The sequence below is a fragment of the Pseudomonas alkylphenolica genome (genome assembly GCF_016009175.1).
GTDB lineage: Bacteria > Pseudomonadota > Gammaproteobacteria > Pseudomonadales > Pseudomonadaceae > Aquipseudomonas > Aquipseudomonas alkylphenolica_B.
Map to the genome: position 1 here is coordinate 20,691 of NZ_JADUCM010000001.1, position 21,740 is coordinate 42,430.

The window sequence follows — 21,740 nt, forward strand, 5'->3', positions numbered from 1 at the left end:
AACCCGCCAATCAGGCGGGCTTTGTCTTGGCACATACTCAATAACTCATGCCATCTTCTATCGCGATTCCCTTGTCCCGCATCTGGCTGATCAGCCCGGCACGGGCGTTCGGCACATTGAGCACCGACCTGTGCCTGACTGCCGACACTTCCTCGCCGGTGTAGGGCTGGTAGTGCTCCGGCAGGCTGGTGCCGGCAATGCCGTCCTTGCGCATCAGCCAGTTGATCAGGTCGGCCAGTTGTTCGTCGTTGAGCGCCGACTGGGCCATGCCCGGTACCCGTACGAGGAACTCGCGGCCGCCATCGACCTTGAGGAAGTTGCCGACAAAGTCCTTCATGCGCGGTACGTCGTTGGCCTTGGAGCCACTGCCGTCGCCAAGGTGGCAACCCGCGCACTGCAGCTGGTAATTCACCGCGGTGCTGTAGCCAGCCTGGGCGATCGGGGTTTGTACCGCCTCGTTGCCGGGTGCGTGTTTCTGGTGCGGGTCGGGGATGGCCCGCGCCATGGCCAGCGGGGCTGCCAGGGCGCAGGTCAGGCCGATGATCAGCATAGGGCGCATGATCGTGGCCACCTCAGATCGCGACGCCGCGGATGATCGACACGGTGCAGTGGTAGATGTGCGACTTGGCCGCCAGGCACCAGTTCACGTCGTTGTTGTTGAACGGACGATAGGCTGGCTCCTCACTGTCGTTGCGGGTACAGGCGCACTGGTTGCAGCTGTGCTTACCGCAGCAGTCGTTGTAGGAGATGATGTAGTCCTTGCCGTCGGCCGGGTTGCGGCAGGTGCCGATCCAGGTGACCTGCGAGGCCTCGGTGCCGGGCGGGCAGGCGTTCACGCTACCGCCGCAGCACGAGCAGAGGAAACCGTCGATCGAGCAGTAGCGCCAGTAGTCGCAGCTGTTCGGGTCACCCGGGTCGCCAGCCATTGGCTTGTCGGCGGCCAGCGCCTTGCTGGTGCGGTCGATCGGCAGCAGTACAGGCAGGGCCGCGCCGGCGATCATCAGCGAACCGAGACGGCCGAGTAGCTTGCGTCGCGACGTGGTGTCGGCGACGTGGCGGGCGGAGCGCTCGAACAGGAGGTCGAGGAGTTTCATGGGCCTGTCCTTTTGTTTTTGTTAGGCGTGGGAGTGTGGGGTGCTGTGGTCGTGCGCATGGTCATGCGCAGGGCTGTTGCCGTGCAGGTACTGCTGCAGGGTCGCGCTGCCCAGGTGCTCGGCTTCGAACAGGCTGTCGAGGTGTTCGCGCGAGTTGACCAGGCCCTTGGCACGCAGCACGCCGCTCTGGTCGATCAGTGCTGCGTAGGGCAGCTTGCCGATCTGGTAGGTCATGCCGACTTGCGGGCCGACCACGTAGGTGGCGTCTTCGAGCTTGTGCTCCTGGATCAGCTTCTGCTGGGCGTCCATGTCGCCGTCGCTGACGAACACCACCTCGAGGCGATTGGCCTGTTCCTTGGCGATCGACTTGATTGCCGGCAGCAGCGATTTGCAGATCGGGCAGGTCGGCGAGAGGAAGAACAGCAGCTGGGCTTTTTCCCCGGCATAGCCGAAGTTGACCGGGCGGCCGTTGCGGTCGGCGGCGGTGACTTGTGGCGCCGGCTCGTTGACCGCAACGCCTTTGTCGACCATCAGGGCACCGGCCGGAGCCAGGCGCGAGTGCAGTACGCCGATCTGGCGAACCAGACCCATCACGGCGAAGGCGAGGGCGATCAGCAGTGCCCAGAGCAGGATGTTGGAGACGATCAAGCCTTCCATAATTTACCTTCCAATCAGTTTGAACAGACGAGGACCGTTGGCCAGCAGGCCTTCGGCAGCGGCGTAAATGAGCAGCGCAACGGCGCTCGCGGCGATCACCACGAAACCGTCGAAAAAGCCGAGTTCGCGGGCCTGCGGGGCGATACCGGCGGCCAGCGCCAGCGCCACCAGCACGCCGTTGCGGGCGAGCAGTACCGGGCGCAGCGGTTGCGCCTGGTCGGGGCCCGAGCAGCCGCAGTCGATGTCGGCGCGGCCGCGCCACAGGTTGATGCCGATGGCCGCCGCGTACAGCGCCAGCAAGGCCGCAGCCAGCAGCGCGGCGCTCGGCCGGCTGGCGGGTACCAGCAGGGCGAAGGCCACGCCGATTTCCAGCCACGGCAGGCCGCGGGCAACCAGTTTCAGCAGTGCCTGTGGCAGCAGCTGGTAGTCTTCCAGTTGCTTGGTGAAACGTGCCGGCGCGCGAAGCTTGTGCGTCGCGGCGCTGGCGAGGATCACCGCAATGGTGATCGCGCCGGCAATGATGAAGATCGGATCGGTGTGCATGAACTCACCTCGCTCAGTGGCTGAGAATCTGCGTGGCGGTTTTGTGCAGCTTTTCCATGGTGCCGGTGTACTTGCCGCTCTTCAGGTCGAAGATGTCCATGCCGCCGCCAACGTTGATGCCGAGCAGCAGCGGGTTGTCGTCGCTGGTGGCCTGCAGGCTCCAGATCGGCGCGCCTTCGGTGCTCAGGGTGCCGACCTTCTTCTGGGTCTTCAGGTCGAATGCCCAGATGGTGTTGCTCGGGTCTTCCCACTTCATCGCTTCGTGGGCGTCGTGCATCAGCACGTACAGGCGGTTGAGCTTCGGTGCTACAGCCAGCAGCTGCCAGCCACCCGGCGCCCAGCCGGCTTTTTTCTCTTCGTCGTTGACCAGCGACCAGGTCGGCAGGATCTTCGCTTCCTTGCCGGACAGGTCCAGGGTGTAGACGGTGCCGGTGGTGGTGGTGAAGTAGAAGGTGTCGCCGACGTTCACGCCACGCTCCACCAGCTTCTCCGCGTTAGGGTCGAAGAACTTGGTCTGGGTGCGCGCAGTTTCCTTGCCGTCGTCGCCCAGGGTCAGCAGCTGGATGCTGCCGTCACCGCACAGCGAAGCGATGCGGCGCTTGCCCACCGGGTAGCTGAGCACACAGCCGGGAATGGCGATCTCGCTGGTGACAGCCTTGGCCTGGGTGTCGACCACAGTGATCGAGGTCGACGGGGTGAAGTTGTAGACGTAGACAAAGCGGTCGTCGGCGCTGGTGGACAGGCCAAAGCGCTGGGTCAGCGACTCGGCACGCTTGGAAGGAATGACCACTTCCCACTCGGGCGCGAGCTTGGAGGTGTCCCAGGCGGTCAGTACGTCAGTACGGGTGCCGCGGGTACCGCGCGAATAGAACAGGTCGGCGGTGTACAGCAGCTTGCCGTCACGACTCAGGGTCGAAGGCGCGGCAAAGCCGGTGCTGACCATGCCGAGGAAGCGCTTCTGGTCCGGGTCGACCACGACCACGCGGCCGGTGACAAAGTTGTCGAATTCCACATCGACCATGTAAGCGCGGTGCGGCGAAGGCGGGAACGGCAACACCGTCTGGCCGATACCGGTGTCGGCGGGCAGCTCGGCGAGGGCGGAGTGCGCGCCGGCTAGCGACACGCCAAGTGCCAGGGTGGTTTGAGCAAGGATCCTGGTTATTCGCATCAGGGGGGCTCCCTTAATTATTGGATTTAGCGGATCGCGAAGGCATCGGCAGGGTTGTGCAGGTCTAGTCTGCCCTGAGGGCGGCGCGGGAATATTGTTGTGCCTGCCAACCCGTTGTGTGCCTGTGCCAGTCCGCGCCTCTGCCAGGCTCCCGCAGTTCGGCGGGGGCTGGCAGGGCGCTTTCACTGAGGCGGTTGGCGCGGTGAATCAGATGCGGAAGCTGTCCACCAGTTGTTTCAGGCGGGCCGCTTGCTGCTCCAGGTCACCGCAGGCGCGCAGGGTGGCGTTGAGGTTTTCCACGCCCTGCTGGTTGAGGGTGTTGATCTCGGTGATGTCCATGTTCAGCGCCTCGATCACCGAGGTCTGCTCTTCGGTGGCGGTGGCCACCGACTGGTTCATGCCGTCGATCTCGCCGATACGCTGGGTCACGCTGCCCAGGCGCTGGCCGGCCTGATTGGCGATGGTCACGCTTTCGGCGCTGTGGCACTGGCTTTCGCTCATGGTCGTGACCGAATCACGGGCATCCACTTGCAGGCCCTCGATCATGCGCTGGATCTCCTGCGCCGAAACCTGGGTGCGGTGCGCCAGGTTGCGCACCTCGTCGGCGACCACGGCAAAGCCGCGCCCGGCTTCCCCGGCGCGCGCCGCCTCAATGGCAGCGTTAAGCGCCAGCAGGTTGGTCTGCTCGGAGATGCTCTTGATCACTTCGAGGATCTGACCGATATCCACCGTTTTGCTGTTGAGCGTCTCTATGTTGCTGCTCGAGGCGCTGATCTTGCCCGACAGCTGATGCATCGCGGCGATAGTCTTTTCCAGCACCTGGCTGCCCTCTTCGGCAAGGTGGCGCACGTCTGTAGCCTGCTGCGAAGCATCTGCAGCGTTACGGGCGATTTCCTGGGCGGCGGCACCCAGCTGGTTGATCGCGGCGGCGACGCTGCTGGTGCGGCTGGCCTGTTCGTCGGAGTTGCTCATGGACGAGTTGGAGGCGTTGACCACCCGTGTCGCCACTTCGTTGAGCTGGCGGGTGGTCGACGACACCTCGCTGATCGAGGTGTGGATGCGTTCGACAAAGCGGTTGAAGGCCTTGGCCAGCTGGCCGATCTCGTCGCGCGATTGCACGGTCAGGCGGCGGGTGAGGTCGCCTTCACCCTCGGCAATGTCTTCGAGCATGTGCGTCAGGCTCTGCAGCGGGCGGGTGATGCGCAGCGCTGCCAGCCAGATCAGCAGCACGCCGAGCAGGGCCGCGCCGCCACCGAGCAGCAGCTCCAGGGTGGTGGTCTGCTCGCGTTGCTGGTCCAGTTCCTGTTGCAGGGCTTCTGCCGGTGCCAGCAGGATGTTCTGCGGCACGCCCACCAGCACGCCCCAGGGCTTGGCGCCGGCAATGGGCGCCAGCGGTTCGATCACGTTGATCTGTTGCTGGTCGGCGAACACTTTGGCCTGCTTTTGCTGCAGTGCGCCCAGCACGCCGTCGGCTTCGTGTTCCAGCACCTGATTCAGGCGCTGGCCGAGGCGTTTGGCATCCTGGCTGTGTGCAGCGATCACGCCGCTGGGGCTGATGATGCTGATGCTGCCGTTGCCGTCGAACAAGCCACGGCTGCTGGCCTCGCTGCTCTGTTGCAGGGCAGCGAGGTTGATGTCGAGGCCGATCACGGCGATGACCTTGCCCTTTTCCATCAGCGGAAAAGCAATGCTGGTCACCAGCTTGCGCGTGCCGGAGGCCTCGTCGAAGTAAGGCTCGAGTACGCAGGCTGCCTGGCTGTCGCGGGCGCAGGTGTAGAACGCGTTGTACGGGCTGCCGCTGGGGCCGGGCTGGGTGTTGGCCAGCAGGCCCTCGTCGCCGATCACCGGTTGCAGCTCGCCCGGCGTGCCTTGCACCCAATACAGGGCGAAACGGCCGGCTTCGTTACTGCCCAGCTCGGCCTGGCCGGCAAAGTGGCTATCCACACCGTCGAGGGCATTGGCTTCGAAAATGACAAAAAGCCCGAGCAGGTCGGGTTTGTCGGTCAAGGCCTGACGCAGTTGTTGGGTCAGTTCCTGGCGCAATTGCTGCGGCGTCAGTTCGCCCTGTTGCGCACGTTGGCGCAGATACATCAGGTAGCGGGACAGGCCCAGGCCGTATTCATGGGTTTGCATGAACGTGCGTTGCACCTGCAAGGCCTGCACCTGGGCCAGTGCCTGCATGTGGCGTTCGGCGGCGCTGGCGAGCATGGTGCTGCTGGAGTGCTTGACCTGCTCGCTGCTTTGCCCGGCCTGGTACAGCGACAGCCCGACCAACAGGGCGACAATCAATAAAAGGCAGAGGCTGGCGAGGAGGGTGATCTTGCTTTGGATCGTCAAAAGGCTTGCGCGCATGACAGAGACTCAGATCAGGGTGAAACCTGTGCGGGTGACGGCGCCGCCGCCACCCGCAGGGCCTCAGAAGAAAGTGGCGAACACCAGTTGGCTGTACAGGTTGTTGCTGTTGCTGCCCAGCTGAGTGCCGCCCTGTTCTGCGCTCTTGTCCGGCTGGTACAGGCCAACCAGCGGCATCACCATCAGGTGCTCGTTGACGGCCCATTCGGCATACAGATCGAATTCCTTGCCGTCGGTGTTGCCCAGGTTGCGGTCGATGGTGTCGTAGTTGAACGCCAGCAGGCCGATGTTCAGGTTTTCCAGCGGCGATACCTTGAACTCGACTTTCTGGATGCGCGAGTTGTTGTTGAACGGGCCGGCATAGTTGCCGGCGACCTCGCCCTGGAACCAGGTGCCGAAGCCGCGGCTGAGGCCGTAGAACAGCGGGTCGAATGCTTCCGAAAAACGGCTGTAGCGGTAGCTGACGTTTGGCGACCAGGCGACATCGGCGAAGGTCCAGCCGGCTTCCAGGTACCAGGCGTTTTCAGTGCTGGTGTGGGGTTTGTCCTGGGTGGCGTATTCGCCGGAGAGGAACAGGTTTTCTACCCCGGCGTTGCCGGCGGCGCGCAGGCTGTAGGTCTTCATGCCGTCGCGCTCGAGCTGTGCCGGCGAGGCGTACTGCTCATCCACGTCAGTGGTGTCGATGTAGGTCAGGCCAACGGTGCCGGCATCGGCCACGTGCTCCAGGGTCGCCACGTACATTTCGGTCTTGGCCTGGGCGCGGTTGTCCGACTTCAGCCACATCAGGTCACTGCGCCAGCCTTCCTTGCCGCCCAGACGCAGCACGGCGGTCTGGTCAAACGCCTTGCGCGCGGCCAGGTAGTAGGCGCCGCCGCGGTTGAACTCGCCATCGGCCAGGCCCTTGCCGACGTTGAGCGAGTCACCCTGAATCAGAAAGCCGTCACCGACGGCGATGTTCTGGCGGCCAAACGACAGGTCGATGCCGTCTTCGCCCAGGGCCTCGATCAGTTTGCCCGAGCGCCAGCCGAGGTAAGCGTCTTCGAACTTGGTGGTGCGCTCGGAGCCATCACTGAAACCGGCGGCATCGCCGTCACCCCAGGTGCCGGAGCTGAGCAGCGAGAAAGCGCCATAGGCCGTGCCGACGCCGGCCAGGCCCTGTTCGCCACTCAGGCCATATTTGATGTAGCCCTCGCGCCAGGAAGACGAGCCCTGTTGCAGACGGCCGCTGATGGCGTAGTTTTCTTCGCTGTGGAATACACCGAACACGGCTTCGAGGTTGGCGTTCAGGTGGCTGTCGTCATCGGCATACAGCTCATAGGCGTTGGCCTGGGCGGTAGCGGCGACCAGCAGGGCGAGCGTGGAGAGGCGAAGCAAGGGCGACTTGAGCATGGACGGGGTTCCGTTCTTATTAGTGTCGGCGAGTAACTCGTTTGAGCTGGTCCGGATACTAAGTCGTCGCTTCAGGCCGCCCTTGTGCCTGCTTGCCATCTGTTTGTGTGTGGCTGCCAGATTGTTGCGCCCGTGCTCGAGTCGTGCGTGCCCAATGCTCAGGCACGGTGTTTTCAGCGGCGACTAAAGCTGCTGATTTTTTTGGTTTTTTTATAAAATTTCGCTTTACGAGTAGTGCATACCTGCGTAATATGCGCCCCACAGCAGGCACATAGCTCAGTTGGTTAGAGCACCACCTTGACATGGTGGGGGTCGTTGGTTCGAGTCCAATTGTGCCTACCAAATCTCGACAGAAAGGGCGATCCGAAAGGATCGCCCTTTTGCATTCTGCTGTTCAGCCATCGCCGTTTGTAACCTTTGCCCTCGCCACCAATGCTAAAATCCTGCGCTTGTATTCAGGAGATAGACGCGTGCGCAAAGTGGCGATGGTAATGGCGGTATTGGCTCTGGCCGGCTGCGAAAATGAAGTCGAAGGCGTGCACAAGCAAATTGCCGAGCAGTTGCCCAACCCCAAGACAGCCAAGTTCGGCAACGTGCGGATCGACAAGCAGGGCGCCATCTGTGGTCAGGTCCGCAGCAAGGACGACGCCGGGAAGTTTCTGCCGTACCGCAGCTATGTCGCGATCAAAGGGGCCGACGGTTACCAGATCATCCTCGCCGACAAGGGCAGCAACCTGCAGATCCGCGAGATTTGCGGTGGCGCCGACCTGCAGCGCCGCGCCGACGCTTTGGCCGACCAGCCGGCGCCTGAGGGCTGGGACGTGGAGATCGTCCAGGGCGCGAACATGGGCGCGCTCAGCGACATGACCGCACGCCTGATCGAGAAGCAGATCCCGTCGTCAGTGGAGTACCGCGACGGCAAGCCGGTGGTGTTGCTGGGCCCGTTCCCGACCAAGGCCGACGCCGAAGCCCGGCAGGCAGATGTCATGGCAGCACTGGGCACCGACTCGATCGTCATCCAGCATGGCGCAACGCGCTAGCCAGCACGGTTCCCGGCCCCGTACACTCACGGCTCAACGCAAGGAGAGCCGTGATGAAGGAATCATCCCCCGCCATTTGCCTGCAGCCTGCGCTGCACGGTCATTCGCCAGTAACCCGTCGGGCGTTACAAATATCTGCATACAAGCGCCATGGCGTTGAAGTCGAAGGACAATTGCTTGGCTATGCTGTGCATGACGGCCGGTTGACCGACGTATGCAGCATGGCGCGTCTGACACAGCGCGAACGTTGAGCAGGAGGGCCTTATGTCTACGCTGGAGCGGGCCATTGCGGTGGCGGCCAGGGCACACGAAGGGCAGCGGGACAAGGGCGGCGCCGCCTACATCCTGCACCCGTTGCGGGTGATGCTGCGGGTTTCGACCGTTGAACAACGCATCGTCGCAGTGCTGCACGATGTACTTGAAGATTCCCCCATGACCCTCTCGGACCTGGCGCGCGAAGGCTTTGCGCTGAAGATCCTGGCGGCGGTGCAGGCCCTCAGCCGGCGTGACAAGGAAAGCTACGAGGCCTTCGTCATCCGCCTGGGCGACGATCCGCTGGCGCGGGTGGTCAAGCTGGCTGACCTGGCCGACAACAGCGACCTGTCGCGCATCGCGATGCCCGGCCCCGACGACATGGCACGCCTGGCGCGTTACCAGCAGGCCAGCGCCTACTTGCAGGCACTGGCCTGAATCTGGCTGCCCTCGATTGACCGCGCCAGTGGTATCGAGGGCTCCGATTGCGGTTTGATTACTTGGCTGCCCAGGCGTTGAAGCGCTGCTCAAGCTCTTCGCCGTGATCGACCCAGAAGCCATTGTCGATGGGCATTGCCTGCTTCAGATTGTCCGGCGAGGTGTTCAGCCGTTCCGCCACTGCAGGGTCCAGCAGCGATTCGGTGTGCAGGTTGGTTGAACCGTAGCCAAGCTTTTCGGTATGAACCTTTTGCTGTTCCGGGCGCAGGGAAAAGGCGATGAATTGTTCTGCGGCCGCCTTGTTCTTGCTGCCTTTGGGAATGGCCCACGAGTCTATATCGTAAATACTGCCCTGCCAGATGGCGTGTACGTTGGTGCCCGCCGCTTGGGCGGCGAACACGCGGCCATTGAAGGCGCTGGTCATGGTGACATCGCCGCTGGCGAGAAACTGCATGGGTTGCGCGCCAGCTTCCCACCACTGCAGGTTGCCCTTGATCTGGTCAAGCTTGCGAAAGGCCCGGTCGACGCCTTCCTTGCTCGACAGCACGGTGTAGATGTCTGAGTAGGGCACCCCGTCGGCCATCAAGGCAATTTCCAGCGTGTACTTGGCGCCTTTGTGCAAGCTGCGTTTGCCGGGAAACTTCTGCGTATCCCAAAAATCGGCCCATCCGGTCGGTGCAGTAGTGAGTTTGTCGGCGTTGTACGCCATGGCTGTCGACCATACCAGTACACCGGCACCGCAATCTGAAAGTGTGCCCGGCATAAAGTCACCGGGCTGGCCTATCTTTGCCGTGTCCAGCTGTTCGAACAAGCCTTCCTCGCAGCCGCTCTTCAGTTCAGCGCCACCTACCTGAACGACGTCCCAGTTGACACTTTGGGTGTCTACCATGACTTTGATGCGGCCCATTTCGCCGTTGTATTCGCCGGCCAGAATTTTATTGCCGGTAATTTTTTCGAAGGGTTTGTAGAACGCGGTGGTCTGGACATCCTTGCCCGCACCGCCAAATGAAACAACGGTAATTTCGTTCGCCGTGGCAATTGAAGCGGCTGTGCTCAGGAGCAGTGCGCTGATGACGTGAGTGTTCATGTCTACCTCTGGAATTGTTGGTTTGGCAGAGTAGAAGTCGGAATCATTTCGGCTGCGGTGGGTGCCTGGGTGTGCAAGGGTCAGGGCGTTGTTATCTCGCGTGTTGAGTGCGGGCTTCAGCAAGAATGCATAGCATGTCAAACATCAAGGTTGCCGCGTTGAGCGCTGTAATGCCCGAGGGGTCGAGATCAGGCGCGACTTCAACCACGTCGCCGCCGATCAGGTTAAGGCCGCGCAGGCCCCTGATCATTCTTAGTGCCTCGCGCATGGTGATGCCCCCCGACTCTGGCGTTCCGGTACCTGGCGCGTAGGCGGGGTCCAGGCCGTCTACGTCAAACGAAATGTAGGTTTTGCCATCGCCCACTACACGCCTTATCTCTTTCAGTACACCGTCAACGCCCAGTTCATCAAACTCATCGATGAAAATCACGCGCATGCCGGATTCAATGCTGAAGTTGGGGGTTCCTGCATGTTCTGATCCGCGGATACCGATCTGGATGGTGCGATGCGGGTCCAGCAACCCGTCTTCAACTGCGCGTCTGAAGGGCGCGCCGTGGAAGAACTTGGAACCGTACAGGCTATCCCAGGTGTCGGTGTGGGCGTCGAAGTGCACCATGCCGATGGGGCCGTCTTTGGCCAGGGCCTTGAATATCGGGTAGGTAATGGAGTGATCGCCGCCTACGGTCAGGGGCATGATGTTGTGCGCGCAGATCTCCTGGTAGTAACGCTCGATACAGGCGTGGGCGTCTTCGATGTTGTACATGTGGTCAATGAACACATCGCCAAGGTCCCTGACCTGGCACAGCTCAAAGGGCGCAACTTCAGAAAAATGGCTTTTGGTGCGCATCAGGCACGATTGCTGGCGCACGCCGCGTGGCCCAAGACGGGCGCCGGGTTTAAACGAGGTCCCGCCATCAAAGGGGACACCGATCAGGCCGATGTCGACACCGTTCAGTGACTCCGCGACGGGGGCACGCATAAAGGAGGCAATCTCATTGAAGCGTGGTCGCTTTTGTGGGTCGTAGAACGAACCGTCGATAGCGTTTTTCTTCATGGTTGTCTCAGGCATGTGCTTCCCCTTGGTGTTGTTTCGACCGATTCAAACCCAAGTGGGTGAGCTGTAAAATCCTGTGTATTCAATCTGATTGTTCAAGGTTTCTTTAACTATGCCTGTTCACGCATAGCGAGTGCATGCTGCTGTACCCGGGGAACGTTGCTCGACTATAGTGACGGGCTTTTAGTGTGCCCTAAAACAATGAAAACGGGGAAGCTGATGAAAGAGTCGCAATATAATCTCCGCCTGCTGAGGATATTTCTCACGGTTGTAGATAATCAGGGGTTCTCTGCGGCGCAACAAGATTTGAATATGTCGACCTCGGCCATCAGCACCCATATGAATCAACTTGAAACCCAGCTGGGTATGCAGTTGTGTAATCGCGGGCGGGCAGGGTTCGGGCTGACAAGTAAAGGCGCGCTTGTCTATGAAGAAGCTAAAAAGCTAATTGGCCAGATTGATAGTTTTGAATATTATGTTGCAGAGTTAAAAGGCGAACTGCGAGGTACGATAACGTTCGGAATTCTCGATTCGATGCTGACCGATGAAAAGTTCAATATTCCAGACCTGCTGGGTCGCTTTAGCAAGCGCAGCGATAAAATTCATGTGAACCTGAAGATCTTGAGCCCCTTTGAGCTTCAGAAAGAAGTGCTTGAAGGCAAAATCGATCTTGCTATTGGCTCGCTGCCGACGAAGATGAGCGGGTTGAAATATATTCCGTTGTACATTGAGCAGCACTGGCTTTACTGCAGTGATCACCATCCGCTTTACGCGCTGGCCGATCGTACGGTGGAGAGTGTCACCGCCCATGCCTTGATCAAGCGCGGCTACTGGTCCAATGCAGAGGGCCTGCGTCACGGCTTTACGCGTTATTCGGCCACCATCGACAGCATGGAGGCGGAACTCATACTGATACTGTCCGGCAATTACATTGGCTATCTGCCCGATCACCTCGCCAGGCGTTGGGAGGAAGAGGGGCGGTTGCTTCGGATCTTGCCGGAGGAGTTTGGTTATTCGGCGGAATTTTCACTGATTGTCAAAAATGGGCGGTCAAGAGAGCCGTTAATTCAAGCGTTCAGGGAAGAAATCGATAGCGTGTTCGGCTTGCCCGGGAAAGTCGCTAAACCCTGACCCTCAACCACAAGCGCTGAGGTTCACCGGGCCGACAAACGGGTTGCCGTGCCCCATCACACAGGCTACCCGCTGATTGCGCTGGCGTTCCCAGGGTTGCGGCGGGTAGGTCTTGTTCCAGGCTTCGTAAAGCTGGCGGTCCTGCCTGGAGAGCTTGAGGTTGTACTGCTTGCTCATATAGAAGTAGGTGCGCGCGATCATGCCGCGAATCGACGGGCGCGGCATGACCTTCTTGGCTTTGAAATCCACCTGCGTCAGGCACGAGCCATACTGCCCGCGTTGCTCGGGCAGCCAGCCGAAACTGAAGTTGCTGCGGTCGCCATTCACCTCGCCAATGCTCGGCACCAGGTTGTGCAGGTCGGCTTCGGCGCGCTGGTAAGTCGCGTCGTTGCGCGAGCAGTTCTGGCGCCCGCCGTTCTGCCAGCACTGGCGCTGATGACCGATCTGCCAGGCCGGAACGATATGCTCCCATTCAATACGCTTGGCGCGGCTGGCGTTCTTGCGCGGCACGTAACCGCAGCCGGCGAGGTCCACCTTGTTGCCGTTGTACTTGCAGCCGCAGTAAAACTCGGTGGACTGCGGCGCGTACAGGCGCCAGGCAACTTTCTTGGCTTCGCTGAACGTGCGCGGTGCATCGGCGTGGGCGGTGACGCTGAACAGCAGGCAGGCGACTGCAAAAAACGGAACTCTCATGCGCAGTCAGTCTTCCTTCGGCACCACCCAGAAAATCTGCACGCCACCGTCGTCGCGATAGGCGAGGGTGACGTTGTCGTTCTCGGCAATTTCTTCAAGCAGGGTCGCCCAGTCGTCAGGGGATTCATGCTCAAGGCGGAAGATCAGCGCAGCCCGGGCTTTTTGTGCGGTAGGGGCGTTGATGATCTTCTGGATGCGGATGCCCAGTTGCTCGTAACTGCTGGTAGGGGCGGAAGTGGTGGCCACGATGCGTTCCTTTGTTAGCTGTATGCGCATACAGTATTTTACTGTAGGCATTTTCGCAACAGCTCGTCGGTGAAAGAACGCATGTGACCCTAAGCGACAGGAATCAGTATTCCCAGAAGATCCGCTGCAGCTCTTTGCTGTCCTGGGTCTTGGTCAGCGCGACCATGGCCAGGATGCGGGCTTTTTGCGGGTTCAGGTCGTGGGCTACAACCCAGTCGTTCTTGTCGTCAGGCTGCTCGGCGTTGCGCAGCACAAAGCCGCCGGCATTGACGTGGGACGAGCGAATGATCTGCACGCCTTCCTTGCGCAGTTCCTGCAGGGCAGGCACTACCCGCGACGACACCGAACCGTTGCCGGTACCGGCGTGGATGATCGCTTTGGCGCCACCCTGAGCCAGTGCTTTGTAGGCGGTGTCGGTGACATTGCCATAGCCATAGGCGATGTCCACCTGCGGCAGACTGCTGATCTGCTTGATGTCGAATTCCGAATCCAGGGTGTGGCGCTTGGCGGGCAGGCGGAACCAGTAGGATTTGCCCTCGACCACCATGCCCAGTGCGCCCCACGGGCTCTTGAAGGCTTCGGTCTTGATGTTGATGGTTTTGCTCACGTCGCGACCCGACTGGATCTCGTCGTTCATGGTCACCAGCACGCCTTTGCCGCGCGCCGACTTGTCGCCGGCAACCGCCACGGCGTTGTACAGGTTGAGCATGCCATCGGCCGACATGGCGGTACCGGGGCGCATCGAGCCCACCACCACGATCGGCTTGTCGGTTTTTTCCACCAGGTTGAGGAAGTAGGCGGTTTCTTCCAGGGTGTCGGTGCCGTGGGTGATGACGATGCCGTCGACGTCCTTGCTGTCGGCCAGCTCGGCGACACGTTTGCCCAGTTGCAGCAGGTTGTCGTTGCTGATGCTTTCGGAGGCGATCTGCATCACCTGCTCGCCGCGGACGTTGGCAATGCTTGCCAGCTCCGGCACGCCGGCGATCAGTTTGTCGACGCCGACCTTGGCCGCCTGGTAGGTGGCGCTGTTGGCAGCGCTGGCGCCCGCGCCGGCAATGGTGCCGCCGGTGGCGAGGATCACCACGTTGGCGAGTTTCTGTTGGGTCTCGGCTTCTTTGGCGTTGACGCCGACAGGCAGCAACAGCAGCAGGGCCAATGTGCCCGGAACGAAGGAAGTAAACGCAGCTTTCATTGTTTTCTCTCTTATTGATGGACTTCGTTGCAGCGTCCCTGAAAGAGCAGAAAACGGGCCAGCATGACCGTTCGTCGTATTCTATTTTAAGCCGCTGATTTGTAAGGTCTTTTTGTCACGTTAAAACAACAGCGCAATGGTTGGGCTCGGAATCCCGATTATTATTAGTTGGGTTGTTCGGTTTTCCGGTGATTTTGAGGATAATTCCTGAGTGCAACTTACACTGGTGCTTAGGGCTGTATTTGACAAAGCCGGGTTGCATTTGCATAGTTGCTTAACGCAAACGTTTGCGATCCGACAAAAATCACAAAAACCGGAGTAAATCGATGAAGCTGCCGTTCGCAGGACGCCTTTTGGCGGTCGCCGTACTTTCCTCCCTTTCCCTCGCAATGCCGCTGTCCCAGGCCCAGGCAGATGAAAAGCCCAAAGTTGCCCTGGTGATGAAGTCCCTCGCCAACGAATTCTTCCTGACCATGGAAGACGGCGCCAAGGCTTACCAGAAAGAACACGCCAGCGAATTCGACCTGGTTTCCAACGGCATCAAGGACGAGACCGACTCGGCCAATCAGATTCGCATCGTCGAGCAGATGATCGTCTCCAAGGTCAACGCCCTGGTGATTGCGCCTGCAGACTCGAAGGCCCTGGTCCCGGTGGTGAAAAAAGCCGTGGACGCGGGCATCACCGTGATCAACATCGACAACCGCCTGGACCCTGAGGTGCTCAAGAGCAAGAACCTCAACGTGCCGTTCGTAGGTCCCGACAACCGTAAAGGCGCGCGCCTGGTGGGCGAGTACCTGGCCAAGGAGAAGCTCAAGGCCGGTGACGAGGTCGGCATCATCGAAGGCGTGTCGACCACCACCAACGCCCAGCAGCGTACCGCCGGCTTCAAGGATGCGATGGAAGCGGCGCAGATGAAGGTGGTTTCGGTGCAGTCCGGCGACTGGGAAATTGCCAAGGGCAATGCCGTCGCCGCCTCCATGCTCAATGCCAACCCGGACATCAAGGCGCTGCTGGCCGGCAACGACAGCATGGCCCTGGGCGCTGTGTCGGCGGTGCGTGCGGCGGGCAAGGCCGGTCAGGTGCAGGTGGTGGGCTACGACAACATCAACGCCATCAAACCGATGCTCAAGGACGGTCGCGTGCTCGCCACCGCCGACCAGTACGCCGCCAAGCAGGCGGTGTTCGGTATCGAAGCGGCGCTCAAAGTGCTCAAGGGTGAGAAGCCTAACGTGGATGCCGACAACGTCATCCAGACCCCGGTCGAACTGGTTACCCAGCCCTAAGTGCACACGCGCCAGGAGAACAGGCAATGACCGCGACCAGCGAAGGCGTGCTCACCGTCAGCGCAATCGGCAAGACCTACGCCCAGCCGGTGCTCGGCGATATCAGCCTGAGCCTGCACGCGGGCGAGGTGTTGGCCCTGACCGGCGAGAACGGCGCGGGCAAAAGCACCTTGTCGAAAATCATCGGCGGTCTTGAAGTGGCGACCACCGGCCACATGCACTTTCAGGGGCAGCCCTACCAGCCCGGCAGCCGTGCGGCGGCCGAGCGCCTAGGCGTGCGCATGGTCATGCAGGAACTCAACCTGTTGCCGACCCTGACCGTGGCCGAAAACCTGTTTCTCGACAATTTGCCCAGCCGTGCAGGCTGGATCAACCGCAAGCGCCTGCGCCAACTGGCACAGGCTGCCATGGCCCAGGTGGGCCTGGACACCATCGACCCGGATACCCCGGTCGGCGAGCTGGGCATCGGCCATCAGCAGATGGTCGAAATCGCCCGCAACCTGATCGGCGACTGCCGGGTGCTGATCTTCGATGAGCCCACGGCCATGCTCACCGCGCGCGAGGTCGAGCTGCTGTTCACCCAGATCGAGCGCTTGCAGCAGCGCGACGTGGCCATCGTCTACATCTCCCATCGCCTGGAAGAACTCAAGCGCATTGCCCAGCGCATTGCCGTGCTGCGTGACGGCAAGCTGGTGTGTGTCGAGCCCATGGCACGCTACACCAGCACGCAGCTGGTCAACCTGATGGTGGGGCGCGAGCTGGCCGAACATATCGACCTGGGTCAGCGCGAGATCGGTGCATCGATCCTCAAGGTCAGTGGCCTGAGCCGTGGCGACAAGGTGCGCGACGTCTCGTTCGAGGTACGCAGCGGGGAAATCTTCGGCCTGTCCGGGCTGATCGGTGCCGGGCGCACCGAATTGCTCCGTTTGATCTATGGCGCCGACCGCGCCGACCGTGGCACCGTCGAACTGGGCAGCCCGCTGCGCAGCGTGCAGGTCGATTCGCCCGTGGCCGCCGTGCGTGAAGGCATTGCCTTGATCACCGAAGACCGCAAAGGCGAGGGCCTGCTGCTGTCGCAATCGATCAGCGCCAACATCGCCCTGGGCAATTTGCCGGCGATTTCCCGCGCCGGGGTGCTCGATCGCGGCGCCGAACGGGCCCTGGCCCAGCGTCAGATCGGCGCCATGCGCATTCGCAGCTCAGGCCCTGAGCAAGTGGTTGGCGAGCTGTCGGGTGGCAACCAGCAGAAGGTGGTGATCGGTCGCTGGCTGGAGCGCGACTGCAGCGTGCTGCTGTTCGATGAGCCCACCCGTGGCATCGACGTCGGCGCCAAGTTCGACATCTACGGCCTGCTCGCCGACCTGGCGCGCCAGGGCAAGGCGCTGGTGGTGGTGTCCAGCGACCTGCGCGAACTGATGCTGATCTGCGACCGTATCGGTGTGCTCAGCGCCGGGCAATTGATCGACACCTTCGAGCGTGAAACCTGGTCCCAGGACCAGCTACTGGCCGCGGCCTTCGCCGGCTATCAGAACCGTGACGCGATGCTGCATGAGGCAGCCCCCAGGACACTCCCATGAAAACCTCACCGCTGGACACCACCTCGGCGACTGCGAAACGCGGCGCAAGCTACTACGGCCTGGGCACCTACCTCGGCCTTGCCGGTGCCTTGCTGGCGATGATCGTGCTGTTCTCGCTGCTGAGCAGTCATTTCTGGTCGTACGCCACCTTCAGCACCCTGGCCAACCAGATCCCCGACTTGATGGTGCTGGCGGTGGGCATGACCTTCGTCCTGATCATCGGCGGTATCGACCTGTCGGTGGGCTCGGTGCTGGCCCTGGCGGCGTCGGCGGTCAGCGTGGCGATTCTCGGCTGGGGCTGGAGCGTGTTGCCGGCAGCCTTGCTCGGCATGGGCGTGGCGGCGCTGGCCGGTAGCGTCACCGGCGCGATCACCGTGGCCTGGCGCATTCCGTCGTTCATCGTCTCCCTCGGTGTGCTGGAAATGGCCCGTGGCCTGGCTTACCAGCTCACCGATTCGCGCACGGCCTACATCGGCGACGCCTTTGCCTGGCTCTCCGACCCGTTGGCATTCGGCGTATCCCCGTCGTTCATCATCGCCTTGCTGGTGATCATCCTCGCCCAGCTGGTACTTACCCGCACCGTGTTCGGCCGCTACCTGATCGGCATCGGCACCAACGAAGAAGCGGTGCGCCTGGCCGGTATCGATCCGCGCCCCTACAAGATTCTGGTGTTCTCCCTGATGGGGCTGCTGGCCGGCCTTGCCGCGCTGTTCCAGATTTCCCGCCTGGAAGCGGCCGACCCCAACGCCGGCTCCGGCCTTGAGCTGCAGGTGATTGCCGCCGTGGTGATCGGCGGCACCAGCCTGATGGGCGGGCGCGGCTCGGTCATCAGCACCTTCTTCGGCGTACTGATTATTTCCGTGCTGGCTGCAGGCCTGGCACAGATCGGCGCGTCCGAGCCGACCAAACGCATTATTACCGGGGCGGTCATTGTGATCGCCGTGGTTCTCGACACCTACCGTAGCCGACGTGCGAGTCGGCGGAACTGAACAATGGCAACCATTAAAGACGTCGCAGCACTGGCGGGGATTTCCTATACCACCGTGTCCCATGTACTGAACAAGACCCGACCGGTCAGCGAGCAGGTGCGCATCAAGGTCGAGGCGGCGATTGCCGAACTCGACTACGTGCCCAGCGCCGTGGCCCGCTCGCTGAAGGCGCGCAGCACTGCCACCATCGGCCTGCTGGTGCCCAACAGCGTCAACCCGTACTTCGCCGAGCTGGCCCGTGGCATCGAGGATGGCTGCGAGCGTAAGGGCTACTGCGTGATCCTGTGCAACTCCGACGACGATCCACAAAAGCAGCGCAGCTACCTGCGCGTGTTGCTGGAAAAGCGCATCGACGGCCTGATCGTCGCCTCGGTAGGTGAGGACGCCGACCTGCAGGGCAGCCTGGCCAGCGTGCGCACGCCGATGGTGATCGTCGACCGCGCACTCGAAGGCGTAGAGGCCGACCTGGTACGCATCGACCACGAGCTGGGCGCCTACCTCGCCACCCAGCACCTGCTCCATCTGGGCCATCAGGCCATCGCCTACATTGGCGGCCCGGCCAGCACCAGCGTTGCCCAGCTGCGCGAGGCCGGTTACCGGCGTGCGCTGGACGAAGCAGGCGTGCCGGTCGCCCGTGAGTGGATCGTCAACAGCGACTTCACCAGCCTGGGTGGTTACGCCGCCGCTGCGCAGTTGCTCGAAGGAAAGCGGCCCACGGCAATTTTCGCCGGCAACGACATGATCGGCATTGGCGTGCTGCGTGCGGCGGCCGAGCGCAATATCTGCGTACCGAGCGAGCTGTCGGTGATCGGCTTCGATGACATCCAGCTGAGCCGTTATGTGTTCCCGGCGCTGACCACCGTTGGCCAGTCGATTCGCGAGCTGGGCGAAAGTGCTGCAGCGCTGTTGCTGTCGCGCATCGCCCAGCCGCTGCAAGGTGCGCCGGAGCAGCGCATCGTCGCGCCGAAAATCGTGCTGCGCGAATCCACCGCGCCGCGTCCGGACCTTTTCAATGATTACCGCTGAGAGCCGACGACCATGAGCGCCAAGGTGATAGTGGTAGGTAGCCTGAACATGGACCTGGTGGCCCGCGCCCAGCGGCTGCCGCGTGCTGGTGAAACATTGGCTGGCGAATCGTTTGCCACCGTGCCGGGTGGCAAGGGCGCCAACCAGGCCGTGGCGGTGGCGCGCCTTGGGGCGTCCGTGGCAATGATCGGCAATGTCGGCGACGACGCCTACGGCCAGCAGCTGCGCCAGGCCTTGCTCGACGAGCAGATCGATTGCCAGGGCGTGGCGGTGTGCCCCGGCGTATCAAGCGGCCTGGCGTTGATCGTGGTGGATGCCAGCAGCCAGAATGCGATCGTGATCATCCCCGGTGGCAACGGCCTGTTGCGGCCGGAGTCGGTGCAGGCGTTCGATGCCTTGCTGCAAGGCGCCGAGGTGATCATCTGTCAGCTCGAAGTACCCCACGAAACCGTGGCCTACACCCTGGCCCGTGGCCGTGCCCTGGGCAAGACGGTGATCCTCAACCCGGCGCCTTGCACCGGTCCTCTGCCGGCCGACTGGTACAGCGCCATCGATTACCTGATCCCCAACGAAAGCGAAGCCCAGGCCCTTACCGGGCAACCGGTAACCGACCTGACCAGCGCCGAAGTGGCGGCCAGCCAGCTGCGCCAGCTTGGCGCCAACAACGTGATCATCACCCTCGGCGCCCAGGGCGCGTTGCTGGCCGGCCCGCAGGGCATGCGTCACTTTGCAGCGCCCGTGGTACAGCCGCTGGACACCACCGCTGCCGGCGACACCTTTGTCGGCGGGTTCGCGGCAGCCTTGGCACGTGGTGAATCGCAGGAGCAAGCCATGGCCTTTGGTCAGCGTGCGGCAGCCTTGTCGGTCACCCGTGCCGGTGCCCAGCCTTCAATTCCCTACCTGGCCGAGTTGCAGCCATGAAAAAGACCCCGTTGCTCAATATCGCCCTGTCGCGGGTCATTGCCTCGCTGGGGCACGGCGACATCCTCGTCATTGGCGATGCGGGCTTGCCCGTGCCGCCGGGCGTCGAGCTGATCGACCTGGCGTTGACCCCGGGCGTGCCGGACTTTGCCAGCACCCTGCGCGCAGTACTCAGCGAGATGCAGGTGGAAAGCCATGTGCTCGCCGACGAAATGTTCAAGGCCAACCCGCCGGCCTTGACCGTGGTCGAGCAATGTTTTGCCCATGGCCAGCTGGGCAAGCGCAACCTGCTCAGTCATACCGAATTCAAGCAATTGAGCCGCGGCGCCCGCGCGGTGGTGCGTACCGGTGAATGCCAGCCCTACAGCAACATCGTGCTGATCGCCGGGGTTACTTTCTGATGCTGCGGCCTTCGGTCGACCTGATCATCGACACCGACCCGGGCGCTGATGACGTAGTGGCCTTGCTGCTGGCCATGGCATCGCCGGAAACCCTGAACATCCTCGCCATCACCACCGTGGCCGGTAACGTTCGGCTGGACAAAACCTCGCGCAATGCGCGGCTGGCCAGGGAATGGGGCGGGCGCGAAGAAATACCGGTGTATGCCGGCGCGTCGCGGCCGCTGCTGCGCGCACCCGTCTATGCCGCCGACATTCACGGTGAAGAGGGCTTGCCCGGTGTCGCGGTGCATGAGCCCCGGCAAGGCCTGGCCCAGGGCGGCGCAGTCAGCTACCTGATCGACACCCTGGGCGCGGCCGAGCCCCACAGCATTACCGTCGCCATGCTGGGCCCGCAAACCAACCTGGCCCTGGCGATGATCCAGGCGCCGCACATTGCCCTGGGCATCAAGGAAGTGGTGGTGATGGGCGGTGCGCACTTCAACGGTGGCAATATCACCCCGGTGGCCGAGTTCAACCTGTTCGCCGACCCGGAAGCCGCCGAGGTGGTGCTCAGCAGTGGGGTCAAACTGACCTACCTGCCGCTGGACCTCACCCACACGCTGCTGACCAGTGACGCGCGCATTCAGCAACTGGCGGCGCTGGGCAACCAGGCGGGCAGGGTGGTGGTGGATATTCTCAATGCCTACGTCGCCACCGACATGCAGCGCTACAGCCTGCCCGGCGGCCCGGTGCACGATGCCAGCGTGATCGCCTACCTGCTCAAGCCGGAGCTGTTCGCAGGGCGGCAGATTTACCTGCAGGTCGACAGTCGCGAAGGTCCGACCTATGGCCAGACTATTGCCGATTGGCACAACGCCCTTGGGCAGCCGGGCAACGTCACGTGGATCGCCAGTGCAGACGCCCAGGGCTTTTTTGACCTGCTCAGTACGCGGCTTGCGCGTCTGCAGTAGTGTGCGAATAGCGTTCAAAAACCTGTTCGACGAAGCTTTTGGCAGCCACGTGGCCGAGGTCTTTGACCAGCAGGTCGACCGCAATCAGCATCAGTTCTTCAGCGCTGGCAGGGCTGTAGGCGCTTTGGCCTTCGGGCCATTTGACTTTGATGTCGGCATCGATGATGTGGCTTGTCATGAGCTGTTCCGAATGAAAACTGTCTGCGTTGTGGGGTTCAAATGCCGGGCCCTGGCGTTTGACGGGGCAGGGGAGAACA

At 62.0% G+C, this 21,740-nt stretch carries 24 protein-coding genes and 1 tRNA gene; 12 read left to right on the top strand and 13 right to left on the bottom strand.

Going from position 1 to position 21,740, the window contains the following annotated elements; all coding sequences use genetic code 11:
* Nucleotides 1-37: 37 nt before the first annotated feature.
* The 7 genes from I5S59_RS00105 to I5S59_RS00135 form a co-directional block, all read right to left on the bottom strand.
* Nucleotides 38-559, bottom strand: a complete 522-nt coding sequence (locus tag I5S59_RS00105; RefSeq protein ID WP_197874838.1) for a c-type cytochrome — start codon at nucleotides 557-559, stop codon at nucleotides 38-40.
* Nucleotides 560-572: 13 nt separating this feature from the next.
* Entirely contained in the window at nucleotides 573-1,094 is a 522-nt protein-coding gene (locus I5S59_RS00110; protein ID WP_197874839.1) for a methylamine dehydrogenase light chain, read from the bottom strand.
* Nucleotides 1,095-1,115: 21 nt separating this feature from the next.
* Complete coding sequence (gene mauD, locus I5S59_RS00115) at nucleotides 1,116-1,751, bottom strand: methylamine dehydrogenase accessory protein MauD (protein ID WP_197874840.1); 636 nt, start codon at nucleotides 1,749-1,751, stop codon at nucleotides 1,116-1,118.
* A 3-nt stretch (nucleotides 1,752-1,754) separates the two neighbouring features.
* Nucleotides 1,755-2,294, bottom strand: coding sequence for a MauE/DoxX family redox-associated membrane protein (locus I5S59_RS00120; protein ID WP_197874841.1), 540 nt, complete (start codon nucleotides 2,292-2,294; stop codon nucleotides 1,755-1,757).
* Between the two features lie 13 nt (nucleotides 2,295-2,307).
* The gene (locus tag I5S59_RS00125; RefSeq protein WP_128324835.1) at nucleotides 2,308-3,462 is read right to left on the bottom strand and encodes an amine dehydrogenase large subunit; all 1,155 of its coding nucleotides are present in this window, start codon (nucleotides 3,460-3,462) and stop codon (nucleotides 2,308-2,310) included.
* A gap of 207 nt (nucleotides 3,463-3,669) precedes the next feature.
* On the bottom strand, nucleotides 3,670-5,814 hold the full coding sequence (locus I5S59_RS00130) for a methyl-accepting chemotaxis protein (RefSeq protein WP_197874842.1): 2,145 nt from the start codon (nucleotides 5,812-5,814) through the stop codon (nucleotides 3,670-3,672).
* Nucleotides 5,815-5,877: 63 nt separating this feature from the next.
* Nucleotides 5,878-7,203, bottom strand: a complete 1,326-nt coding sequence (locus I5S59_RS00135) for a hypothetical protein (protein WP_197874843.1) — start codon at nucleotides 7,201-7,203, stop codon at nucleotides 5,878-5,880.
* A gap of 265 nt (nucleotides 7,204-7,468) precedes the next feature.
* Between I5S59_RS00135 and I5S59_RS00140 the strand changes: the two genes are divergently transcribed.
* From I5S59_RS00140 to I5S59_RS00155, 4 genes are all read left to right on the top strand, one after another.
* Nucleotides 7,469-7,545: transfer RNA gene (locus I5S59_RS00140), tRNA-Val, on the top strand.
* A 128-nt stretch (nucleotides 7,546-7,673) separates the two neighbouring features.
* Nucleotides 7,674-8,243, top strand: a complete 570-nt coding sequence (locus I5S59_RS00145; protein WP_197874844.1) for an SPOR domain-containing protein — start codon at nucleotides 7,674-7,676, stop codon at nucleotides 8,241-8,243.
* 53 nt (nucleotides 8,244-8,296) lie between these two features.
* A complete protein-coding gene (locus I5S59_RS00150) occupies nucleotides 8,297-8,494 on the top strand; it encodes a hypothetical protein (RefSeq protein ID WP_128324839.1) in 198 nt (65 codons plus the stop codon).
* A gap of 13 nt (nucleotides 8,495-8,507) precedes the next feature.
* Nucleotides 8,508-8,933, top strand: coding sequence for a bifunctional (p)ppGpp synthetase/guanosine-3',5'-bis(diphosphate) 3'-pyrophosphohydrolase (locus tag I5S59_RS00155; RefSeq protein ID WP_128324840.1), 426 nt, complete (start codon nucleotides 8,508-8,510; stop codon nucleotides 8,931-8,933).
* A gap of 58 nt (nucleotides 8,934-8,991) precedes the next feature.
* Here the strand turns inward: I5S59_RS00155 and I5S59_RS00160 are convergent, their stop codons facing one another.
* Complete coding sequence (locus I5S59_RS00160) at nucleotides 8,992-10,020, bottom strand: ABC transporter substrate-binding protein (RefSeq protein ID WP_197875201.1); 1,029 nt, start codon at nucleotides 10,018-10,020, stop codon at nucleotides 8,992-8,994.
* Nucleotides 10,021-10,111: 91 nt separating this feature from the next.
* Entirely contained in the window at nucleotides 10,112-11,074 is a 963-nt protein-coding gene (gene speB, locus I5S59_RS00165) for an agmatinase (protein ID WP_232239500.1), read from the bottom strand.
* A 219-nt stretch (nucleotides 11,075-11,293) separates the two neighbouring features.
* On the opposite strand from speB, the gene I5S59_RS00170 reads away from it, so the two are divergent.
* Nucleotides 11,294-12,205, top strand: a complete 912-nt coding sequence (locus tag I5S59_RS00170) for a LysR family transcriptional regulator (RefSeq protein ID WP_197874846.1) — start codon at nucleotides 11,294-11,296, stop codon at nucleotides 12,203-12,205.
* 3 nt (nucleotides 12,206-12,208) lie between these two features.
* On the opposite strand, the gene I5S59_RS00175 is transcribed toward I5S59_RS00170, so the two are convergent.
* The 3 genes from I5S59_RS00175 to I5S59_RS00185 are packed head-to-tail and all read right to left on the bottom strand — an operon-like array spanning nucleotide 12,209 to nucleotide 14,336.
* Complete coding sequence (locus I5S59_RS00175; protein ID WP_197874847.1) at nucleotides 12,209-12,898, bottom strand: endonuclease; 690 nt, start codon at nucleotides 12,896-12,898, stop codon at nucleotides 12,209-12,211.
* A gap of 6 nt (nucleotides 12,899-12,904) precedes the next feature.
* Nucleotides 12,905-13,195: a DUF1654 domain-containing protein gene (locus I5S59_RS00180; protein WP_197874848.1), complete on the bottom strand. Its 291-nt coding sequence runs from the start codon at nucleotides 13,193-13,195 to the stop codon at nucleotides 12,905-12,907.
* Between the two features lie 52 nt (nucleotides 13,196-13,247).
* Entirely contained in the window at nucleotides 13,248-14,336 is a 1,089-nt protein-coding gene (locus tag I5S59_RS00185) for an asparaginase (RefSeq protein ID WP_197874849.1), read from the bottom strand.
* A 326-nt stretch (nucleotides 14,337-14,662) separates the two neighbouring features.
* Here I5S59_RS00185 and I5S59_RS00190 point away from each other — a divergent pair, with 326 nt between their 5' ends.
* The 7 genes from I5S59_RS00190 to I5S59_RS00220 are packed head-to-tail and all read left to right on the top strand — an operon-like array spanning nucleotide 14,663 to nucleotide 21,483.
* On the top strand, nucleotides 14,663-15,619 hold the full coding sequence (locus tag I5S59_RS00190) for a sugar ABC transporter substrate-binding protein (RefSeq protein ID WP_197874850.1): 957 nt from the start codon (nucleotides 14,663-14,665) through the stop codon (nucleotides 15,617-15,619).
* Nucleotides 15,620-15,645: 26 nt separating this feature from the next.
* A complete protein-coding gene (locus tag I5S59_RS00195) occupies nucleotides 15,646-17,196 on the top strand; it encodes a sugar ABC transporter ATP-binding protein (protein WP_197874851.1) in 1,551 nt (516 codons plus the stop codon).
* Nucleotides 17,193-18,185, top strand: a complete 993-nt coding sequence (locus I5S59_RS00200; protein ID WP_197874852.1) for an ABC transporter permease — start codon at nucleotides 17,193-17,195, stop codon at nucleotides 18,183-18,185. Before I5S59_RS00195 ends, I5S59_RS00200 begins: the two co-directional genes overlap by 4 nt.
* 3 nt (nucleotides 18,186-18,188) lie before the next feature.
* Entirely contained in the window at nucleotides 18,189-19,211 is a 1,023-nt protein-coding gene (locus I5S59_RS00205; RefSeq protein ID WP_197874853.1) for a LacI family DNA-binding transcriptional regulator, read from the top strand.
* 12 nt (nucleotides 19,212-19,223) lie between these two features.
* Nucleotides 19,224-20,132 (top strand): ribokinase, encoded by a 909-nt coding sequence (gene rbsK / locus I5S59_RS00210; protein WP_197874854.1) that lies wholly within the window; start codon nucleotides 19,224-19,226, stop codon nucleotides 20,130-20,132.
* Complete coding sequence (rbsD, locus tag I5S59_RS00215; RefSeq protein WP_197874855.1) at nucleotides 20,129-20,533, top strand: D-ribose pyranase; 405 nt, start codon at nucleotides 20,129-20,131, stop codon at nucleotides 20,531-20,533. Before rbsK ends, rbsD begins: the two co-directional genes overlap by 4 nt.
* Entirely contained in the window at nucleotides 20,533-21,483 is a 951-nt protein-coding gene (locus I5S59_RS00220) for a nucleoside hydrolase (protein WP_232239501.1), read from the top strand. Before rbsD ends, I5S59_RS00220 begins: the two co-directional genes overlap by 1 nt.
* Here I5S59_RS00220 and I5S59_RS00225 read toward each other — a convergent pair.
* Nucleotides 21,455-21,661, bottom strand: a complete 207-nt coding sequence (locus I5S59_RS00225) for a hypothetical protein (protein WP_197874857.1) — start codon at nucleotides 21,659-21,661, stop codon at nucleotides 21,455-21,457. The genes I5S59_RS00220 and I5S59_RS00225 overlap by 29 nt on opposite strands.
* Nucleotides 21,662-21,740: the final 79 nt, after the last annotated feature.

Coding starts and splice junctions, on each gene's coding strand:
- I5S59_RS00155 (WP_128324840.1), top strand. CDS start 8,508: ATGTCTACGCTGGAGCGGGCCATTGCGGTGGCGGCCAGGGCACACGAA.
- rbsK (WP_197874854.1), top strand. CDS start 19,224: ATGAGCGCCAAGGTGATAGTGGTAGGTAGCCTGAACATGGACCTGGTG.
- speB (WP_232239500.1), bottom strand. CDS start 11,074: ATGAAGAAAAACGCTATCGACGGTTCGTTCTACGACCCACAAAAGCGA.
- I5S59_RS00190 (WP_197874850.1), top strand. CDS start 14,663: ATGAAGCTGCCGTTCGCAGGACGCCTTTTGGCGGTCGCCGTACTTTCC.
- I5S59_RS00200 (WP_197874852.1), top strand. CDS start 17,193: ATGAAAACCTCACCGCTGGACACCACCTCGGCGACTGCGAAACGCGGC.
- I5S59_RS00150 (WP_128324839.1), top strand. CDS start 8,297: ATGAAGGAATCATCCCCCGCCATTTGCCTGCAGCCTGCGCTGCACGGT.
- I5S59_RS00105 (WP_197874838.1), bottom strand. CDS start 559: ATGCGCCCTATGCTGATCATCGGCCTGACCTGCGCCCTGGCAGCCCCG.
- I5S59_RS00205 (WP_197874853.1), top strand. CDS start 18,189: ATGGCAACCATTAAAGACGTCGCAGCACTGGCGGGGATTTCCTATACC.
- I5S59_RS00120 (WP_197874841.1), bottom strand. CDS start 2,294: ATGCACACCGATCCGATCTTCATCATTGCCGGCGCGATCACCATTGCG.
- I5S59_RS00135 (WP_197874843.1), bottom strand. CDS start 7,203: ATGCTCAAGTCGCCCTTGCTTCGCCTCTCCACGCTCGCCCTGCTGGTC.
- I5S59_RS00170 (WP_197874846.1), top strand. CDS start 11,294: ATGAAAGAGTCGCAATATAATCTCCGCCTGCTGAGGATATTTCTCACG.
- I5S59_RS00195 (WP_197874851.1), top strand. CDS start 15,646: ATGACCGCGACCAGCGAAGGCGTGCTCACCGTCAGCGCAATCGGCAAG.
- I5S59_RS00185 (WP_197874849.1), bottom strand. CDS start 14,336: ATGAAAGCTGCGTTTACTTCCTTCGTTCCGGGCACATTGGCCCTGCTG.
- I5S59_RS00175 (WP_197874847.1), bottom strand. CDS start 12,898: ATGAGAGTTCCGTTTTTTGCAGTCGCCTGCCTGCTGTTCAGCGTCACC.
- I5S59_RS00180 (WP_197874848.1), bottom strand. CDS start 13,195: ATGCCTACAGTAAAATACTGTATGCGCATACAGCTAACAAAGGAACGC.
- I5S59_RS00220 (WP_232239501.1), top strand. CDS start 20,533: ATGCTGCGGCCTTCGGTCGACCTGATCATCGACACCGACCCGGGCGCT.
- I5S59_RS00160 (WP_197875201.1), bottom strand. CDS start 10,020: ATGAACACTCACGTCATCAGCGCACTGCTCCTGAGCACAGCCGCTTCA.
- mauD (WP_197874840.1), bottom strand. CDS start 1,751: ATGGAAGGCTTGATCGTCTCCAACATCCTGCTCTGGGCACTGCTGATC.
- I5S59_RS00130 (WP_197874842.1), bottom strand. CDS start 5,814: ATGCGCGCAAGCCTTTTGACGATCCAAAGCAAGATCACCCTCCTCGCC.
- rbsD (WP_197874855.1), top strand. CDS start 20,129: ATGAAAAAGACCCCGTTGCTCAATATCGCCCTGTCGCGGGTCATTGCC.
- I5S59_RS00110 (WP_197874839.1), bottom strand. CDS start 1,094: ATGAAACTCCTCGACCTCCTGTTCGAGCGCTCCGCCCGCCACGTCGCC.
- I5S59_RS00125 (WP_128324835.1), bottom strand. CDS start 3,462: ATGCGAATAACCAGGATCCTTGCTCAAACCACCCTGGCACTTGGCGTG.
- I5S59_RS00225 (WP_197874857.1), bottom strand. CDS start 21,661: ATGACAAGCCACATCATCGATGCCGACATCAAAGTCAAATGGCCCGAA.